Genomic DNA, 16,253 nt, shown 5'->3' with positions numbered 1-16,253 from the left:
AAATGAAAATATATATAAAACAACTAGTTCTAGCGATTTCCTCCGTGGGGCTCCTACTTTCATGCGAGAGTACAGAACTTGATCTGACTACAGACCCGAATGCGGTAAGTCCGGACCAAGCTACACCCGATTTTTATCTTAACCGTATACAAGAGGAATTCGCTCGTTTCAACGATGCTTTTGGAACCAATGGCTCCGAAGTAACCCGTATAGAATATATGGGTACCCGATTGTATCAACAAGCATACTCGCCAGCATCTCAAGATGCGGAATGGAGGTTTGCCTATTCCTCTATGTTCACAGACATCTCTGCCATGAACGTTTTGGCAGAAGAAGCCAACTTTAAACGCCATATAGGTATGGGACAGGTATTTCAGGCGTTCACTGCAGTTACTTTAGTTGATTTTTATGGAGATGTACCTTATACTAGTGCTATACAGGGCTTAGACAACCTTAACCCAACAGCAGACAGCGGGGCCGCCATATATGAGGCAGCTCTAGGATTATTGGATGATGCCATTGCAAATTTCACTACTGAGGACAACACAGCAGACCCTAGCAATGACTATTACTATGACGGTGACTGGGATAACTGGGTAAAACTGGCAAACTCCTTAAAATTGAAGATTTATGCACAGTCCAGATTAGTAGATGGAGGCGCTATTGACGCATTCAATGCTATAATCGCTGGCGGTGATTACATCACTTCTGTAGATGAGGATTTCCAATTCGAATGGGGAACCAATGTGGTAAACCCAGATTCAAGGCATCCAAATTACATTGACAACTACACACCTCAAGGTTCTGCTGATTATATGAGCAACTGGCTTATGAATTACATGGATAATTCAAAAGTTGGAAACGGTGTAGCCATCTATGAGGATAGCGATCCTAGGATTAGGTACTATTACTACAGACAATCCGCAACTACTCCTGGTGCCATAGATTCAGAAGGCCCTAACCAACAGACATTATCTTGTAGTGTGGAGCCAATACCTGAACACTATGTTGATGGTGGGTTCACTTTCTGCTATTTGCCCAATGGTTATTGGGGAAGAGATCACGGAGATGATGACGGAACTCCACCAGACGGACCTTTAAAGACAACATACGGTGTATATCCAGCAGGTGGCGAATTTGATGACAGCGAATTTAGTGCAGTGGATTTAGGCTCAGGTGGCGGTGGAGCTGGAATAATCCCTATCTTCTTGGCACAGACAATTGATTTCTTACAGGCAGAAATAGCCTATGCTACCGGAGACATCCCTGGTGCAAGAGCATTCCTTAGCGATGGTGTAACAAAGTCAATAGAAAAGACAATGGCCTTTGGAGCTTTGGATGCTGATGCAGACTTATCTTTGGCCCCTACCAGTGATGATGTAGACGACTATGTTGCAGAGGTAGAAGCTCTATATGATGCTGCTGTTGGTGATGAAAAACTAAACCTTATCGCCAAAGAATTTTGGGTAGCACTTTACGGAAACGGAATTGACGCATATAACTTTTATAGAAGAACAGGATATCCAAACGATCTACAAGCCAACTTGGAGCCAGAACCGGGTTCGTTCATAAGATCTTTCCTTTATCCTGCGGTTTATGCAAACAACAACAGTTCAGTTACACAAAAATCAAGTGTGACGGTGAAGGTGTTCTGGGACAATAACCCTGATTCCGGTTTCCCATTATCAAACTAAAAGAAAAAGAAAAATGAAAAGATATATTAAAAATATAATGATACTTTCGCTGGCATCCATTGGCTTTGTAGCCTGTGACTCCAGTAACAAGACAATTGATGATGTCTTCGCCGAAGTAACCCGCGGTGCTGTATTTAGAGCTACAACACCCAGCTCCGATGTTGCATCTCAAAACTTCCTGTTCAATTTTCCTACCTCGACCTATTCGGTAACTTTTGAGGTAGAGGACAACAAACAGGGAGAATTGCTTCAAGATGTTGAAGTCTACGCATCCTACACCGGTGCTGATGAAGCTGATTCTGTGGACGAGACACTTGTCACTACTTTGCCCGCATCGGCATTCTCACCAAACGATGTTGACTTACCCTCTATTACAGTAGAGTTTACGTTAGCAGAATTGGCAACAGCTTTGGGACTGTCCGAATCGGATTTCGTCGGAACTATACCAGAAGATTATGCTGGGGGAAGTAGTTTTACAATTCGATATGTATTGAACTTGACCGATGGTCGCTCCTTCTCCAGTGGGAATTTGAACAGTACTGTATCTGGTGGATCTTACTTTAGGTCTCCCTTTGTATACAGCATACCTGTCGCTTGTCCTCCCATTACTCCAACTCCAGGAGAGTGGACCATTGAACAACAAGATTCTTATGGTGACTCTTGGAACGGTGCTTCATTATCTGTAAGCATTGATGGAGAAGTAACCAGTTATGCCCATGAGGGAGGAGCTTCATCATCATATTCTTTCATTGTACCAGAAGGCACTGTTGAAATTCAGATCTTTTACAACAGTGGGTCATATGATGAAGAAAACACATTTCAAGTCACTTCTGCTAATGGTGAAACCGTTTTGGACCTAGGTCCAGAACCACCGGCCGGAACCGCTTTATTTGACTTCTGTATGGCTTTGGACCTATAAAAAGCAATACAATTATAACTTAAGGGCGTAAATTTTTACGCCCTTTTTTTATACACCATCATTGAACACTGAATGCACAACATAAACCTGTTAATTTTAGTCTCAGAAAGGATGAATCCCCTATTGCACAACTAGAATTTTCATATCTTATCAGTATAGAATCAACCATAATCCAAGATGTCTCGACACCTATTTATTCTTTTGTTCAGTATAATTTTAACCGCCTGTCAGGATGGTTCTAAAAATAAAGAAACCACTTCCGAAAAGGAGCCCATTAAACCATCAACCAAACAGAGTGAGGCCTCAGAAAAAAAGAGCGATATCAATGAACCTAACGGCGGACTGTACCTACCTGATGGATTCTCTGCACTTGTTGTAGTGGACAGCGTTGGACCTTCTAGACATATAGCTGTAAACGATAATGGTGATATCTACGTAAAACTGAGAAAACCTGAAGGCACTCATGGTAATCTTGCACTTCGAGATACTACCGGGGATGGAAAAGCGGATATTATAAAAACTTTCGGGGACTATCCTAATGATGGAACTTTTGCCACTGAAATGAGGATTCACAATGGATATCTCTATTTCAGTTCCGAACAAATTGTGTACCGGCAAAAACTTACTCCAAAAAAGCTTATTCCCGAATCCAAGCCCGAAGTAATTTTAATTGATCAATTCCCAAAAAGATGGCACAACTCCAAATCCTTGGCATTTGACAAAAAAGGAAATATGTACGTCACTTTCAGTGCCCCAACAAATGCTTGCGAGAATTTTAATACAGAAGGACAGGTAAAAGGCATGAAACCATGTCCAGGACTGGAAGTTTTGGGAAGTATTTGGAAGTTTGATGAAAACCGCACCAATCAAATTCAACAAGATGGCGAAATGTACGCCATTGGTATAAGGAGCATGGTGGCCTTCTCTTGGAACGACAAGGACAATAGCCTATATGGTGTGCAGCATGGAAGGGACTACCTACACAACCATGCACCACAATACTATAGTAAATGGCACCAAGCGGTATTACCAGCCGAAGAGTTTATGAAAATAGAACAAGGGGATGATTTTGGATGGCCCTATACCTATTACGATCATTTTAAGAACAAAAGGCTTGTAGCTCCAGAATATGGCGGAGATGGTTCCATGGAAGATAATCAGTATAAAAAACCGCTCATGGGATTACCGGCCCATTGGGCACCCAACGATCTTTTATTTTATAAAGGGGACTTATTTCCTCCTCGATATCGTAATGGAGCCTTTATAGCCTTCCATGGATCTATGAATAGGGCCCCATACCCTCAAGCTGGATATATTGTAGCATTTATTCCGTTCAAAGATGGAAAACCAACAGGTGAATGGGAGGTGTTTGCAGATGGTTTTGCCAAGGTCGATACCATTGTAAGCATGCCCGATGCAAAATATAGACCCATGGGCTTGGCAGAAGGAAAGGATGGTTCTTTGTATATTTCCGAATCCAAACAAGGGAAGATTTGGCGAATACACTTCAATGGTGACCCAAAACAGTTTGGAGAGGCTCAGCTTCAAAAAATGGAGGAAAGAAAATCAGCTGCCCATTTAAGGACCCCAGATAAAATAAAGGATGACCTGAGTATCAAATAAAAGACCCCTCAGAAACAATATCTAAAAACATGAAAAAGAAAACTATGCTAATCCGTATTTATATAAACAACATTAAAATTCTGGGCATTTGTTTCCTTTCAACACTTCTGCTAATCTCCTGTTCCAATGATGATGGTCCATCTCCTGACATAATTGGCGAAGAAACACCAGAAGAAACTGAAAACCTTGATCCGGAAGAGGAAACACCAGAAGAGACCGATGAAAATACTATTGAGGGAGAAACTGGAACAGTAAATATCATTGATTCGGAACAAATTAGTGATAGCTATGTGTTGGTAAACGACCTTTTGGCTCCTGCAGTTTATTTAATGGACAAAAGCGCAAATATTGTATATGAATGGGATCTAGGAGAAAAATCAATAGGCAACGATGCCATACTCCAAGATGACGGAACACTCCTGGCCACGTTTAGATATGATGAAAGTAATGATATTCTCTTTGGAGGTTATGGAGGTCAAATTCAAATTTTGGACAAAGAAGGGACTTCTCTTTGGGATTTCGTCTATGCCACCAGCGAACATAGGATGCATCATGATATCGAAAGGATGCCAAATGGGAACGTATTGGCCATTGCATGGGAAAGAATACCTCAAGAGACTGCCACAGAAAATGGCTCTACCCATAATATGGATCTTTATTTGGAATCGGTCATTGAAATTGACCCTACCACCGATCAAATTGTTTGGGAATGGCATTCTATAGATCACATCATACAAGATGTGGATGACACCAAATCCAATTTTGGTTCAGTATCGGACAATCCACAGCTTATTGATATCAACTACAATAGTAACGACACTGGTAATCTTATGCACATCAATGGTATTGATTATGACGCCGATAACGATCTTATATACCTCAGTGTCAATTTTTATAGCGAAGTTTGGGTGATAGATCATAGTACGACCACCGCTATTGCCGCCTCTCATTCCGGCGGAAATTATGGTCGAGGTGGAGACCTTGTATACAGATTTGGCAACCCAACTACATATGGAGATTTAGATTCTGAACGATTGTTCCACAATAACCACCACCCCAATCTATTTGAACCAAGCAAATTTATGATTTTTTCCAATGGAGGAGAATTGGGCCAGTCTACCGTTTATGAAATGGAACTGCCTGAAGCTCTTTACCAACAATCAATACCCCAAAACACAGCGCCGCAAGTTACATGGAGCTTCTCAAACCCTGAGTTATTCGCAAACAGGGTTTCAGGAGCTGTAAGACTCCCCAATGGGAATACGATGATAACTGAAGGAGATTATGGCATTTGGGAGGTTACTATGGGCGGTGAAGTCGTTTGGAAGTTCTCAGGACAAGGCTTTTTTTGGAGATCGTACCATTACGCCAAAGATGACCCAGGAGTATTGGACCTTGGACTATAAACTTCATTTGGTTAGTACTTTTAAAAAATTGATCTTCCATTAAAATGCTTATAAGTTTCTTTATTGCATCTTTGCAAATCAATTGCAATACATAATGAGCAGTCAAATCTACGGTATAAGGGCAGTCATAGAAGCGATTAACGCCGGGCAACCCATCAATAAGATATTTATTCAAAAAGGTCTTAAAGGTGACCTTTACAAAGAATTAGAGTCTTCTGCACGTAAAAGCGGCATCGGCCTATCCTACGTTCCTGTTGAAAAGCTGAACCGCCTTACCCGCAACAATAACCATCAAGGTGCCGTAGCACAGATTTCCCCAGTGGAATTCCATCAATTTGAAGAATTGGTAGAACAAGTGCTCAGCAAAGAAGAGACTCCCCTGTTCCTGATGCTTGACGGTGTATCCGATGTAAGAAATTTTGGTGCCATTATACGTACTGCCGAATGTTGCGGCGTCCATGCCATTATCGTTCCCAAAAGTGGGGCCGCACCCATAACGGACGATACGGTAAAAACTTCGGCCGGGGCTGCCTTTAATGTCCCCATCGCAAAGGTAGACCACTTAAAAGATGCTATTTTTTACCTGCAATCTTCTGGAATTGTCGTTACTGGAGCTACCGAGAAAGCCGATGACGAGATTTATGGTGTCGATTTTAACCAACCTACCGCAATCATAATGGGTTCGGAGGAAAAAGGTATCTCCCCTTCTACCCTCAACATCATAGACCATCAGGCCAAATTGCCCCTCATGGGAAAAATTGGCTCATTGAACGTTTCTGTGGCCTGCGGCGTGTTTCTTTATGAGGTGGTTCGACAAAGGAGAAGCTAATCATCACTTGACTTTTTATAGTGATATTTGATTTCAATTTTTTCCTCAGGCTCTTCGGGAGCACTCTCGATAAAATTACCGTTATCATCAAAATGTTTTAGGAAAGGGTCATCCTCTTCCCTATAATCTTCTCGTTCCCAATCATATTTCCGAACCTCCGGAACTTGGATTTTAGTAACAAAAGCAAGTACCAATCCGGTGAAAAAACCAGCTAAATGGCCTTCCCAAGATATACCGTCCTTAACCGGGAATATATACCAAATCATACTGCCATATATAAACACTACTACCAACGATAGGGCGACCAAACGATAATTCTTGGCCAAAATCCCTTTAAAAAATATAAAACTGGCCAATAAATAGATAACGCCACTTGCACCAATATGGTAAGATGGCCTGGCTATTGCCCAAGTTAGAAGCCCCGAAACCAGTGTCCCGACCAACAAAACCCGAAGAGCTGCACTCCTATAAAAATAGAACAGGAATGCCGTCAACACCGCCAGAGGAATGGTATTGTTGTATAAATGTTCAATGGAACCATGGATAAACGGACTGAAGAACACTCCTTGCAGACCCGATAATCTGCGGGGATATATACCATACTCGTTCAAATTGATGCCTAATTGCATCTCTACCCAGAATACAATCCAAATGGACAATACCGCCACTAAGGGCGCTACTATAACTGAATTAGAGAATTTAAAAGAATCTGAACTCATACGGTCACAAAATCAAACATTCCGCCATAACATTAAATTTATACAAATTGTCAGGTGGCAGATAAAAATCCTTCCTCTTTTAAGAACAACGGACCATCAAATTTATTTTATTTTTGATGTATGAACGAACCTTTGGCAGAACGCATACGTCCGAGAACTTTAGAGGATTATATCAGTCAACAACATTTGGTAGGGAAGCAGGGTGCTTTGACTAATCAAATTAAGAGTGGTGTAATCCCCTCGTTGATTTTTTGGGGGCCGCCCGGAACAGGTAAAACCACCTTGGCCAATATAATCGCCACGGAAAGCCAAAGACCATTTTATACCTTGAGCGCCATTAGTAGTGGCGTAAAGGATGTTCGCGAGGTCATCGACAAAGCCAAACAAAGTGGTGGTTTGTTCACCTCCAAGAACCCCATTCTTTTTATTGACGAGATTCACCGGTTTAGCAAATCACAACAGGATTCGTTGCTCGCTGCGGTAGAAAAAGGTTGGGTGACACTAGTTGGGGCAACTACCGAGAACCCAAGTTTTGAGGTAATTCCTGCACTTTTGTCGCGTTGCCAAGTCTACACTTTGAATTCCTTTGGAAAAGACGACCTCGTGGCACTTTTGGAGCGCGCCATCGAAACGGACACCTTGCTTTCCAAAAAAGACATCGAACTAAAAGAAACGGATGCCCTGCTGCGCTTATCGGGAGGAGATGGCCGAAAATTGCTCAATATCTTTGAGCTTATCGTTAATTCCGAACCAAATGGAAAAATTGTCATAACAAATGACCTAGTACTCAACAAGGTCCAAAGCAATACGGTTCGGTATGACAAGACAGGGGAACAACACTACGATATTGTTTCGGCCTTCATCAAAAGTGTTCGTGGTAGCGACCCAAATGCCGCTGTTTACTGGTTGGCCCGTATGATTGAAGGAGGCGAAGATGTAAAGTTCATTGCCCGTAGAATGATCATATTGGCATCCGAAGATATAGGAAATGCTAACCCTACAGCGCTTGTTATGGCCAATACCACTTTCCAATCCGTAACAACGATAGGATACCCAGAGGCCAGGATAATCTTGAGCCAATGCGCTACCTATTTAGCCAGTTCTCCCAAAAGCAATGCCAGTTACATGGCCATTAACGAAGCACAACAAAAAGTTCGTCAGACCGGGGACCTATCTGTGCCTATTCCTTTAAGGAATGCTCCAACTAAATTAATGAAAGACCTGGGCTATGGAAAAGGATATGCATACGCCCATGACTATGAAAACAATTTTGTGGACTTTGAGTTTCTCCCGGAAGAAATTTCAGGTACCTCTTTCTATAAACCTGGGAACAACCCTAGAGAAAATTCCATGAAGGATTTCCTAAAGAAAAGATGGAAGAACAAATATGATTTTTAAAACTTGATTTCCAGTTCTTTCTGAACCTTTTCTCCGTTATCGGAATACTCCAACAACCACTTGCCATCTTTTTGGAAGACTACTGCATTGTAACCGTTAAAATCGGTCATAAATACATTGTCCATCGAAGTTTCCTGCAACTTCAACACAACCTTTGGGGTGCTGTCCACCAATTGATATCCACTAGCGATAGGTTGGGCGTACAAAACCTCGGCCGGCAACTCGGCAGATTGTTTCTCCGCAGCTCTTACGATAGATGAAGGTTTCGGTTCCACAGCTTTGTAGACCTGCTCCTCTGTGGTGGATTTCTGTTCTATAATATGCTCTTTTGATTCTTCTTGAACCGATTTTACATCGTCCTTAAAATTGAGAGTAACCGTGGCTGATTCTTTTTTCTCCCGTTCTTGTGGCACATAGCTGTAATCCATTCCAGCAAAAGAGATAAATGCTTTTTGAATAGCATCTTTGTAAGCCTTATCGTATTCCTTGATCTTGCTAATTCCTTCAACAGACCTAAATACCTCAACATTGTTACAATCCTTTAGGGTGATTGTAACTTTCGTGGTAAACATATTGGAACCATCCTCCAAATTGGCCAAAAGCCCTAAACACCTATTGCCTGCCAAGTCTACTGGCAGAGCATCATCATAAAGAGCATTAAACCCGTTTTCTTCAAAATAATATTTGACCAACGTGCTGGTCTGGTATTCATTCACGGATTTAAATGCATCAAACTTCTTGGGCACAATGATGTATTTGTAATCGTTTAACTGAGCATTTACCACTGTGTTCAATCCCATTGCAAAAAGCAATATGTACAATACTTTATATTTCATATATCAAAGATACTCAATTACCGTTCCAAGATATAATATTAAATCCGAACTGTAAAGAAGCATAGTGGCTGTCCGCAATATTGGAGTAGCTTAGAAGATTGTCCGCCAGCACATAAAAGTTTACGGGGCCCATCTGAAAATTTGCGCCCAAACCTATATTTGTAAAGGAATATTTATCCACAGTATACGTACCTTTTAATGAGAGTACACGGCCAAAACGTCTTTGATAAAAACCGGTCAATGCAGCTTGGACCCCCTTTGGTCTTTTTATCATGAACAATTGTCCGCCGACACTGTTGCGGTAATAGTCGGAAGTACTTGACATTCCGCCGCTGTTAACGGCACAACCGCAATTATCGAAAATGCTGCCAGTTCCGCCCTGTCCAAAATCGTATCTAACGGAACCGTAAACCTTCACTGGCCTCCATGAGATATAGCTGGACTGGTTTTCACCGTGTGGCAATGCTGCATCTATTTCATCTATTAGTTCTTGCCATTTGTCATTGTCCACGTCATCGATATCCTCTGGAAGTACAATAGAAATACCATCTGTAGTGGTGCTACCTGCAAAAGTATAGTTCCAAACATCTTTTGAATTGCTGATAAATCCAAGGTCCAAAACACTGGCTGTAATGGTCGTCTGCGGATTTAAATTATAACTAAAGCCAACATCAACACCAAAACCCAGGTTCCCACCCAAAAGCGTCCTTTCCGTAAATAGACTTTTTACATCCTTTTTCGTGGTTCCCGTATCCTCTTCGATAATATCATAAAAACCTTTCACACCGGCCGTTTGTAACTGCATATCTGCACTTATGGCACTTTCGTAAACATTGTTCTGTCCTTCCCTTGTAATAAAAGAGCCCGAATTATTTATAGATTGAAACTGAAAAATACTGGAATATATTTTGGCCCGTCCCCCAATGGTAAGACCCTCATTTACTTTTCTATTTATGCCAAAATGAAGCACATTGACCATTTCTCCGCGGAGATTCAAGTCCCCAAGGTCAAAACTCCTACCTAGGTTGTCTCCCCCGTTACCTTCAAAAGCCAAAATGGCCAAGTCCTTGGGCCAGTAGGAAATAATGTCCATTTCGCCATACATTCCGAAGGAATAGTAATTATCTGGTCTGTTTTTGCCCCTGAACCCTACAGTAAATGCCTCTATCTGACTTGTAGTGCTAAAATCATCCCTATTGGTCATAACATCCAATAATCGCTCTTGTACCTTGGTGGTAAAATCTACCCCATCATTGGCAAAAAGGTCGTTCACGGTAACTCCACTGGTGGCTCCTTGTACGGAGAGGCCAGACAAAACAGGAATACCTGCATGCCATTTCTGCGAAGTCTTGACTCCAGGATTTACCATCAAAGATTGGGGAATCTCATAAAAATCGTACAGTACCTCCTTGTTCTGGGCAAATCCGGTGGCGTATACAAAAAGTGTAATCAGGATAAGTCTTGGGGCCATACTCATTGTAGTTGAAATAAAAATTCAGCTCCAGAGCGAAATATAATCTTTGCATCGGAATTTGCAGAAACACTTGAGCCATCACCCAAATTATCAGCAGATACTCGAAGACTTTTTGTACTGGACAATATATCGATGTTCTTACCTCCTGCCCCATAAAAGACTGGATACTCTGCAACATTCGGACTATTGGCCTCGATATCAAATCTCTCTACATCCAACACCCCTCCATCTTCATTCAAAAATTCAATCACTATGCGAAGTCTTTTGCTTGTGGTGTTTTCTATTTGATAGGTTATTGTTCCTTCTATTAAACGCTCTGCAACATACTGCTCGTTAAACGCTTCAAAAGTGACCTCTTCAAAATAAAAAGAGCCCAATGGCCCTGCTAAATTTATGGTCTCCTCATCGGATTCAAAATAAAAAATCCCTGAGGACAAGGTCGGGGTCACCCTTAAATCATCAAACTGATCAAAATCTTGCTCTTCCATACAGGATATGGTGCAAGCCAACAATCCTGTGATCCAGAGAGTGGAATACAGTAATTTTCTCATAGCCAAAAACATTTCCAAGTATCAAAAATGGGGTTTACCACTTGTAATATAACTCTATAAAATGTTTTTTATTTCAATAAGGTCGTGAATCATGGTACATTCTCCATGATTGGATTCTTTGTGAAAATTATAGTGCAGCACTTGCATCCCCAAGGCTTTTGCCCCTAAAATATCGGCTTCGAGATTATCCCCTATCATCAACGAGTTCTGGGGCTTTACCTTTGCCAGTTCCAATGCCATTTGAAAAATGTAGGGGTCCGGTTTTTTAACACCGGCCATCTCTGAATCAATTATTTTTTGAAAATAATGATGGATTCCACTTCCTCTCAACTTTTTGGTCTGTACCTCCTGAAATCCATTGGTTATAATGTGCAACTTGTATTTTGGAAAAAGGTATTCCAAAGTTTCCAGAGTATTCGGCAACAAATGGTTGAAAGATGATAGATGGGCGATATATTCGTGGGCCAATATGTCGATAACTTCATCTGGCACATGCTCACCTAGTTTATCAAACGTCTGCTTTAACCGCTGGTATCTTAGCTGGGACTTTTCAATTCCATTTTGCCGGTACAATGCCCACATTTGCATGTTAATGGGAGCGTAAACCTCCAAAAAGTTATCCAAATCTACATTGACCTTGTTTTCTACCAAAATTTTGGCGAAGGTCAATGCTGAGTTCTTTTCAAAATCCCATAGGGTGTGATCCAAATCAAAAAAAACATCGGTTACTTTATCATCAAACATAGTATCTCTTTAAAAGGGATTGATACAGCTCCATCCAATCCAACTGCTGCTTTCCTCCCAAGAGCTCATTTGAGAATACAAGAATAAAGTCGCCCTTGACTTGTTTTACCAATCGGTATACCTTATCCATTTTCTCGTAAACTTCCTCCTTGCTCTTGTACTTTACCAAAGCATAGTCATGCATGGCAAATGGATGAATCTTAATAGGTTGTCTCACCTCTGTATTGATGTCGTAAAAATAAAAAGGCGTACACGTACCTGCCCTGAAACCAATTTCGTGGGTGTAACCCATGGAAAAGTCATCCGTGAACTCCGTTTCCACCAAATTCCTGTAGGTCGCGGGAACATTTACTTTATTGTAACGCAAGCGGGCATAGCTGATGGGTCTATTGATTAAGTTGCCCAATTGTTTCTTCTCTTCCCGGAGCACATTTTTATCATAAGATGATATAAACGAGGTACTCAAGGAAACAATACTATAATCAGCTACGGATTTGATCAAATAACGAAATTTGTTATTGTTGGTGGATACGTTTTTATCGTGCGCCGAATGTTTTGCAAACTGAAAAAAGAACATGGTCTTAATGGGAAACTCTTTATGGATATCCACTAACTCGAAAAAATTATCATAAGGGTCTTTTTTGAGCCTCATCATCACCGAAAAGCGATCCAAGACATCCCTGAACCTAAAATTTCCCAAATCCAATAAAAGCCCTCCAATACTACGGGCAATCCCTCTCATGGCATACGCATGTGAAGTTGTAACATTTATAATCGAGGTGAAACGATAGTCCTTTTCTTTATTTTCCAAATCCGGGAACCTATCCTTTAAGGCCTCCAATAATTTGTAGGCCCAAAGGTCTACCACGGGAAGCTCCAAAAAGTCATTCTGATAAGCTATACTTTCCTTCACAGGGAACCTGCCCACACTGTCCTTAACATGCGGCAAATATTCTTCGTACCTGCTCAAAAGAAAGAAACTGGCCGAAAAAACATCAAAGGGAACAGTGCTTTTATCCCCAGCTGAAAAAAAACAGGGAAGCCCGTCCCAATCAGAAACCTTCACTTCTAAATCATTGATGCCTTGCTCAAACAAAAGATCGTTGCTTCGAATAAAGAATTCGTTCTGCAGAGGTTGTTTGGAATAGGTCATTTTAGGCCCATTGTGTTTGATGAACTCTTCGACCTTTGTAGTAAAACCCATCTCCACACCCAAGATTTTTTCAAAAATCTGTTTGGCAGTATAGGTCAATCGATTGGTTATCTTATGTGTGAAAATCAACAACATGGGCTATAGTATTCCTTTATCTGCAAAGCTCAAATATTGGTGTTGAGCCAAGATCAAGTGATCCAATATTTTTATATCCAGTGCTTCTGACGCTACTTTCAATTTTTTGGTTATTTGCTTGTCAGCAGCACTTACCACCAATGTCCCTGAAGGATGGTTATGTGCCAAAATAATACCCACAGCACCAAGCTCCAATGCTTGCTTTAGAACAAGCCTAACGTCTACCAAAGTTCCTGTAATGCCCCCTTTGCTTAGCTGTGCCTTATGGACAACTTTGTTTGAATTGTTCAGGTAAACAATCCAGAACTCCTCGTGCGGAAGTTCACCGATTAGTGGATATAGCAACTCAAAAGCATCGTGACTACTCTGTATTTTGATTATTTTGGAAGTATCCTCCAATCGTCTTCGCCTACCCATCTCCAATGCGGCGGCAATTGTTACGGCCTTGGCCTCACTAATACCTTTAAACCGCATCAACTGGCTTACCGATAACTTTCCGAGCTCATTGAGGTTATTGTCCACAGAGGCCAATATTCGTTTGGAAAGTTCCACTGCGCTCTCGTTCCTACTCCCTGATCCAATTAAAATAGCAATCAGTTCGGCATCCGAAAGTACAAAACTCCCTTTTTGCACCAATTTTTCTCTTGGCCTATCATCATCGGCCCAGTTTTTTATGGAAAAGGAAGCTAGTTTTTCTTGCATGCGCTAAAGATAGGAGAATAATTTTATGTAATTTTCAATATAAATCCTTCATTATGAAATCCCTTTTCAATACTGAGGCGCACGAAGAAATTATCGCACGTATCCATCAACTTTCAGAATCTTCGGAAAGGCAATGGGGCAAAATGGAGGTTGGGCAAATGCTCCACCATTGCCAATTTCCATTAAAAATATCCTTGAAACGGCACAAATCGGATGGCAACGCCAATTTTATGCTCAAACTTGTGGGCAAATTTTTTAAAAAAAGCTTGTACGATGATAAACCATGGCGCCAAGGTTTGCCCACCGCCAAAGGTTTGAAGGTTGTAGAGGACAAAAATTTTGCGGAAGAAAAGGATATCTTACTAGGTCTTGTGAACGATTTTCATAATGAAAAAGATAAAAAAGAATGGGACCCACATCCGGTTTTTGGTTCGTTTACGCCCCAACAATGGGGACAGATGCAGTACAAACACTTGGACCATCATTTAAGACAATTCAATGTTTGAGTCAGAGTCCATCGTCTTCATCCTGAACCTCGTGCTGTTCTACTTTTTTCCTTGAATCATTTATCATTCGGTCTTCTTGTAGAAAAACGTTGGATATACCCAACATAAATGCAAGAAACGAAACAGACAAAAATCGTCTTAAGTAAAATGAGATATTGCGAAGGAGCCGTTTCATTCAGAATATCAATCAATTACCATTCCTCTAACCCATAACTGACAAAATTACATTTTCGAATCCTTTCAAATATTGGATTTGAAGCTACTTAAATGTAGCCATCGCCTCATAAAACTCCACTTCGTCCACTCCCATTTGTTGGCAAACCCATTTGGCCCCCGCTAAATTGCTCAAAGCTGTTTCACCGGATATTTCCAATGGCATTTCCCCATCTGGTGTATCCAAAAATATTTGTCCGTCCGCTTCTTGATAGTCCGGGGTTCCGTATGAGAACTTTCTGATTGGGTTTTCTGATGATTCTACTCGTTTCTTCACTTCAACATCCTCTTCATTATAGGTAATACTTCCTCCCTTTACAATACTATTTACAAAAATCCCGTATTGTTCCGCATAGGTTTCAAAATCGGAGTAAAAACTTCCTTCTTTAAACTCAATATCGGTCAATAAAGCAATGTTTGGCTGATAATTGTGAAACTGTGGTACGGCATCAATAACAGATGATGGCCTATCACCACCTTCCATAACAATAAAATCATTTTCTTCGGTTAGATGGATTCCATTTGGAGAAGGAAGCACATAATCGACCTCAATATTGTTATAGTCCAATACATGTAAAACCATTGAAACGACCTCGGACCTTCTCTGGCTGCCGGCTATCACAACACGTGTTTTCAATTTAACCAGCTCGTATAGGAACGCAGGGTAAGAAACCAATCGCAAACCTAGTTCCTTAGCCTTTTCCAATTCCGGGTTGTCGCTTGTAACATTAGTACCTAAAACAACGAAATCCAATTGTGAATTGACCCTATTTGAAAACCAACCTATCTCATCCAACATCAATCCTTGGTCTCGCATAACGGCCTTCAACGATTCATCAAAAAGTTCATCACTTCCGGTCACTGTATCTCCCTTTTTATGAAGAGCTAAGGCCAGATTAAACATTTCTACCTCGCCCAAACCTATAAAATGTACCTGCATTGATTCAATTTAGTTTTCAAAAATAGCCAATGCCGGTGCCAATACAAATTCCGAAACCCTAGATTAATGCCTATCTTGGTGGTAAATTTGAGAACTATGAATTTATCACAAATAAAATCAAAAGAAATTATGCCTGGCTACCATGGTAAATTGGTACACGGAGAACGGATGAGCTGGGTGTTTTGGGATGTAGAACCAAATGCCGAAGTGCCCGAGCACCAGCACAATCATGAACAAATTATGCACGTGGTGGAAGGTACTTTTGAATTCACCTTGAATGGCGAAAAAGGAACTTACACTGCTGGAGATATTGTGGTGATTCCTTCCAATGCCCCGCATAGTGGTAGGGCAGTGACGGCCTGTAAATTAATGGACATTTTTAGTCCGGTTAGAGAAGAATACCGTTAAGCT

General features: G+C 41.1%; 16 protein-coding genes. 8 read left to right on the top strand and 8 right to left on the bottom strand.

Annotation, left to right across the window (positions count from 1 at the left end):
• Nucleotides 1-2 precede the first annotated feature (2 nt).
• The 5 genes from DCK90_RS13860 to rlmB all read left to right on the top strand — a co-directional run bounded on the left by DCK90_RS13860 (nucleotide 3) and on the right by rlmB (nucleotide 6,471).
• The gene (locus DCK90_RS13860; protein WP_108246804.1) at nucleotides 3-1,694 is read left to right on the top strand and encodes a SusD/RagB family nutrient-binding outer membrane lipoprotein; all 1,692 of its coding nucleotides are present in this window, start codon (nucleotides 3-5) and stop codon (nucleotides 1,692-1,694) included.
• 13 nt (nucleotides 1,695-1,707) lie between these two features.
• Nucleotides 1,708-2,613 (top strand): hypothetical protein, encoded by a 906-nt coding sequence (locus tag DCK90_RS13855; RefSeq protein WP_108246803.1) that lies wholly within the window; start codon nucleotides 1,708-1,710, stop codon nucleotides 2,611-2,613.
• A 177-nt stretch (nucleotides 2,614-2,790) separates the two neighbouring features.
• A complete protein-coding gene (locus tag DCK90_RS13850; RefSeq protein ID WP_108246802.1) occupies nucleotides 2,791-4,236 on the top strand; it encodes a PQQ-dependent sugar dehydrogenase in 1,446 nt (481 codons plus the stop codon).
• Between the two features lie 29 nt (nucleotides 4,237-4,265).
• Nucleotides 4,266-5,642, top strand: coding sequence for an aryl-sulfate sulfotransferase (locus tag DCK90_RS13845; RefSeq protein WP_234414763.1), 1,377 nt, complete (start codon nucleotides 4,266-4,268; stop codon nucleotides 5,640-5,642).
• 94 nt (nucleotides 5,643-5,736) lie between these two features.
• On the top strand, nucleotides 5,737-6,471 hold the full coding sequence (gene rlmB / locus DCK90_RS13840) for a 23S rRNA (guanosine(2251)-2'-O)-methyltransferase RlmB (protein ID WP_108246801.1): 735 nt from the start codon (nucleotides 5,737-5,739) through the stop codon (nucleotides 6,469-6,471).
• Here rlmB and DCK90_RS13835 read toward each other — a convergent pair.
• The gene (locus tag DCK90_RS13835) at nucleotides 6,468-7,190 is read right to left on the bottom strand and encodes a rhomboid family intramembrane serine protease (protein ID WP_108246800.1); all 723 of its coding nucleotides are present in this window, start codon (nucleotides 7,188-7,190) and stop codon (nucleotides 6,468-6,470) included. The genes rlmB and DCK90_RS13835 overlap by 4 nt on opposite strands.
• A gap of 120 nt (nucleotides 7,191-7,310) precedes the next feature.
• On the opposite strand from DCK90_RS13835, the gene DCK90_RS13830 reads away from it, so the two are divergent.
• Nucleotides 7,311-8,588 carry a replication-associated recombination protein A gene (locus tag DCK90_RS13830; RefSeq protein WP_108246799.1) on the top strand — a complete coding sequence of 426 codons (1,278 nt, stop codon included), beginning with the start codon at nucleotides 7,311-7,313 and terminating at the stop codon, nucleotides 8,586-8,588.
• Here the strand turns inward: DCK90_RS13830 and DCK90_RS13825 are convergent.
• From DCK90_RS13825 to radC, 6 genes are read right to left on the bottom strand one after another with little or no spacing between them, the layout of a single operon-like run.
• Nucleotides 8,585-9,424: a hypothetical protein gene (locus DCK90_RS13825; protein WP_108246798.1), complete on the bottom strand. Its 840-nt coding sequence runs from the start codon at nucleotides 9,422-9,424 to the stop codon at nucleotides 8,585-8,587. The genes DCK90_RS13830 and DCK90_RS13825 overlap by 4 nt on opposite strands.
• Nucleotides 9,425-9,437: 13 nt before the next feature.
• A complete protein-coding gene (locus DCK90_RS13820) occupies nucleotides 9,438-10,895 on the bottom strand; it encodes a DUF5723 family protein (protein ID WP_317046420.1) in 1,458 nt (485 codons plus the stop codon).
• Between the two features lie 2 nt (nucleotides 10,896-10,897).
• Nucleotides 10,898-11,449, bottom strand: coding sequence for a hypothetical protein (locus DCK90_RS13815; protein WP_159075849.1), 552 nt, complete (start codon nucleotides 11,447-11,449; stop codon nucleotides 10,898-10,900).
• Nucleotides 11,450-11,503: 54 nt separating this feature from the next.
• A complete protein-coding gene (locus DCK90_RS13810) occupies nucleotides 11,504-12,193 on the bottom strand; it encodes a YjjG family noncanonical pyrimidine nucleotidase (RefSeq protein ID WP_108246795.1) in 690 nt (229 codons plus the stop codon).
• Nucleotides 12,186-13,481 carry a polysaccharide deacetylase family protein gene (locus DCK90_RS13805; protein WP_108246794.1) on the bottom strand — a complete coding sequence of 432 codons (1,296 nt, stop codon included), beginning with the start codon at nucleotides 13,479-13,481 and terminating at the stop codon, nucleotides 12,186-12,188. The genes DCK90_RS13810 and DCK90_RS13805 overlap by 8 nt, the downstream gene beginning before the upstream one ends.
• A 3-nt stretch (nucleotides 13,482-13,484) precedes the next feature.
• Nucleotides 13,485-14,183, bottom strand: coding sequence for a RadC family protein (gene radC / locus DCK90_RS13800; protein ID WP_108246793.1), 699 nt, complete (start codon nucleotides 14,181-14,183; stop codon nucleotides 13,485-13,487).
• A 53-nt stretch (nucleotides 14,184-14,236) separates the two neighbouring features.
• Between radC and DCK90_RS13795 the strand changes: the two genes are divergently transcribed.
• Nucleotides 14,237-14,689: a DUF1569 domain-containing protein gene (locus tag DCK90_RS13795; protein ID WP_108246792.1), complete on the top strand. Its 453-nt coding sequence runs from the start codon at nucleotides 14,237-14,239 to the stop codon at nucleotides 14,687-14,689.
• A gap of 259 nt (nucleotides 14,690-14,948) precedes the next feature.
• On the opposite strand, the gene DCK90_RS13790 is transcribed toward DCK90_RS13795, so the two are convergent.
• Entirely contained in the window at nucleotides 14,949-15,842 is an 894-nt protein-coding gene (locus DCK90_RS13790) for a Mur ligase domain-containing protein (RefSeq protein WP_108246791.1), read from the bottom strand.
• A gap of 96 nt (nucleotides 15,843-15,938) precedes the next feature.
• Between DCK90_RS13790 and DCK90_RS13785 the strand changes: the two genes are divergently transcribed.
• Complete coding sequence (locus tag DCK90_RS13785; protein ID WP_108246790.1) at nucleotides 15,939-16,250, top strand: cupin domain-containing protein; 312 nt, start codon at nucleotides 15,939-15,941, stop codon at nucleotides 16,248-16,250.
• Nucleotides 16,251-16,253 lie beyond the last annotated feature (3 nt).

The organism is Muricauda brasiliensis, from assembly GCF_003057865.1.
GTDB classification, from domain to species: Bacteria; Bacteroidota; Bacteroidia; order Flavobacteriales; family Flavobacteriaceae; genus Flagellimonas; species Flagellimonas chongwuensis.
This window is presented reverse-complemented; position numbering and strand designations above follow the sequence as displayed.

Coding starts and splice junctions, on each gene's coding strand:
- DCK90_RS13860 (WP_108246804.1), top strand. CDS start 3: ATGAAAATATATATAAAACAACTAGTTCTAGCGATTTCCTCCGTGGGG.
- DCK90_RS13855 (WP_108246803.1), top strand. CDS start 1,708: ATGAAAAGATATATTAAAAATATAATGATACTTTCGCTGGCATCCATT.
- DCK90_RS13850 (WP_108246802.1), top strand. CDS start 2,791: ATGTCTCGACACCTATTTATTCTTTTGTTCAGTATAATTTTAACCGCC.
- DCK90_RS13845 (WP_234414763.1), top strand. CDS start 4,266: ATGAAAAAGAAAACTATGCTAATCCGTATTTATATAAACAACATTAAA.
- rlmB (WP_108246801.1), top strand. CDS start 5,737: ATGAGCAGTCAAATCTACGGTATAAGGGCAGTCATAGAAGCGATTAAC.
- DCK90_RS13835 (WP_108246800.1), bottom strand. CDS start 7,190: ATGAGTTCAGATTCTTTTAAATTCTCTAATTCAGTTATAGTAGCGCCC.
- DCK90_RS13830 (WP_108246799.1), top strand. CDS start 7,311: ATGAACGAACCTTTGGCAGAACGCATACGTCCGAGAACTTTAGAGGAT.
- DCK90_RS13825 (WP_108246798.1), bottom strand. CDS start 9,424: ATGAAATATAAAGTATTGTACATATTGCTTTTTGCAATGGGATTGAAC.
- DCK90_RS13820 (WP_317046420.1), bottom strand. CDS start 10,895: ATGGCCCCAAGACTTATCCTGATTACACTTTTTGTATACGCCACCGGA.
- DCK90_RS13815 (WP_159075849.1), bottom strand. CDS start 11,449: ATGAGAAAATTACTGTATTCCACTCTCTGGATCACAGGATTGTTGGCT.
- DCK90_RS13810 (WP_108246795.1), bottom strand. CDS start 12,193: ATGTTTGATGATAAAGTAACCGATGTTTTTTTTGATTTGGATCACACC.
- DCK90_RS13805 (WP_108246794.1), bottom strand. CDS start 13,481: ATGTTGTTGATTTTCACACATAAGATAACCAATCGATTGACCTATACT.
- radC (WP_108246793.1), bottom strand. CDS start 14,183: ATGCAAGAAAAACTAGCTTCCTTTTCCATAAAAAACTGGGCCGATGAT.
- DCK90_RS13795 (WP_108246792.1), top strand. CDS start 14,237: ATGAAATCCCTTTTCAATACTGAGGCGCACGAAGAAATTATCGCACGT.
- DCK90_RS13790 (WP_108246791.1), bottom strand. CDS start 15,842: ATGCAGGTACATTTTATAGGTTTGGGCGAGGTAGAAATGTTTAATCTG.
- DCK90_RS13785 (WP_108246790.1), top strand. CDS start 15,939: ATGAATTTATCACAAATAAAATCAAAAGAAATTATGCCTGGCTACCAT.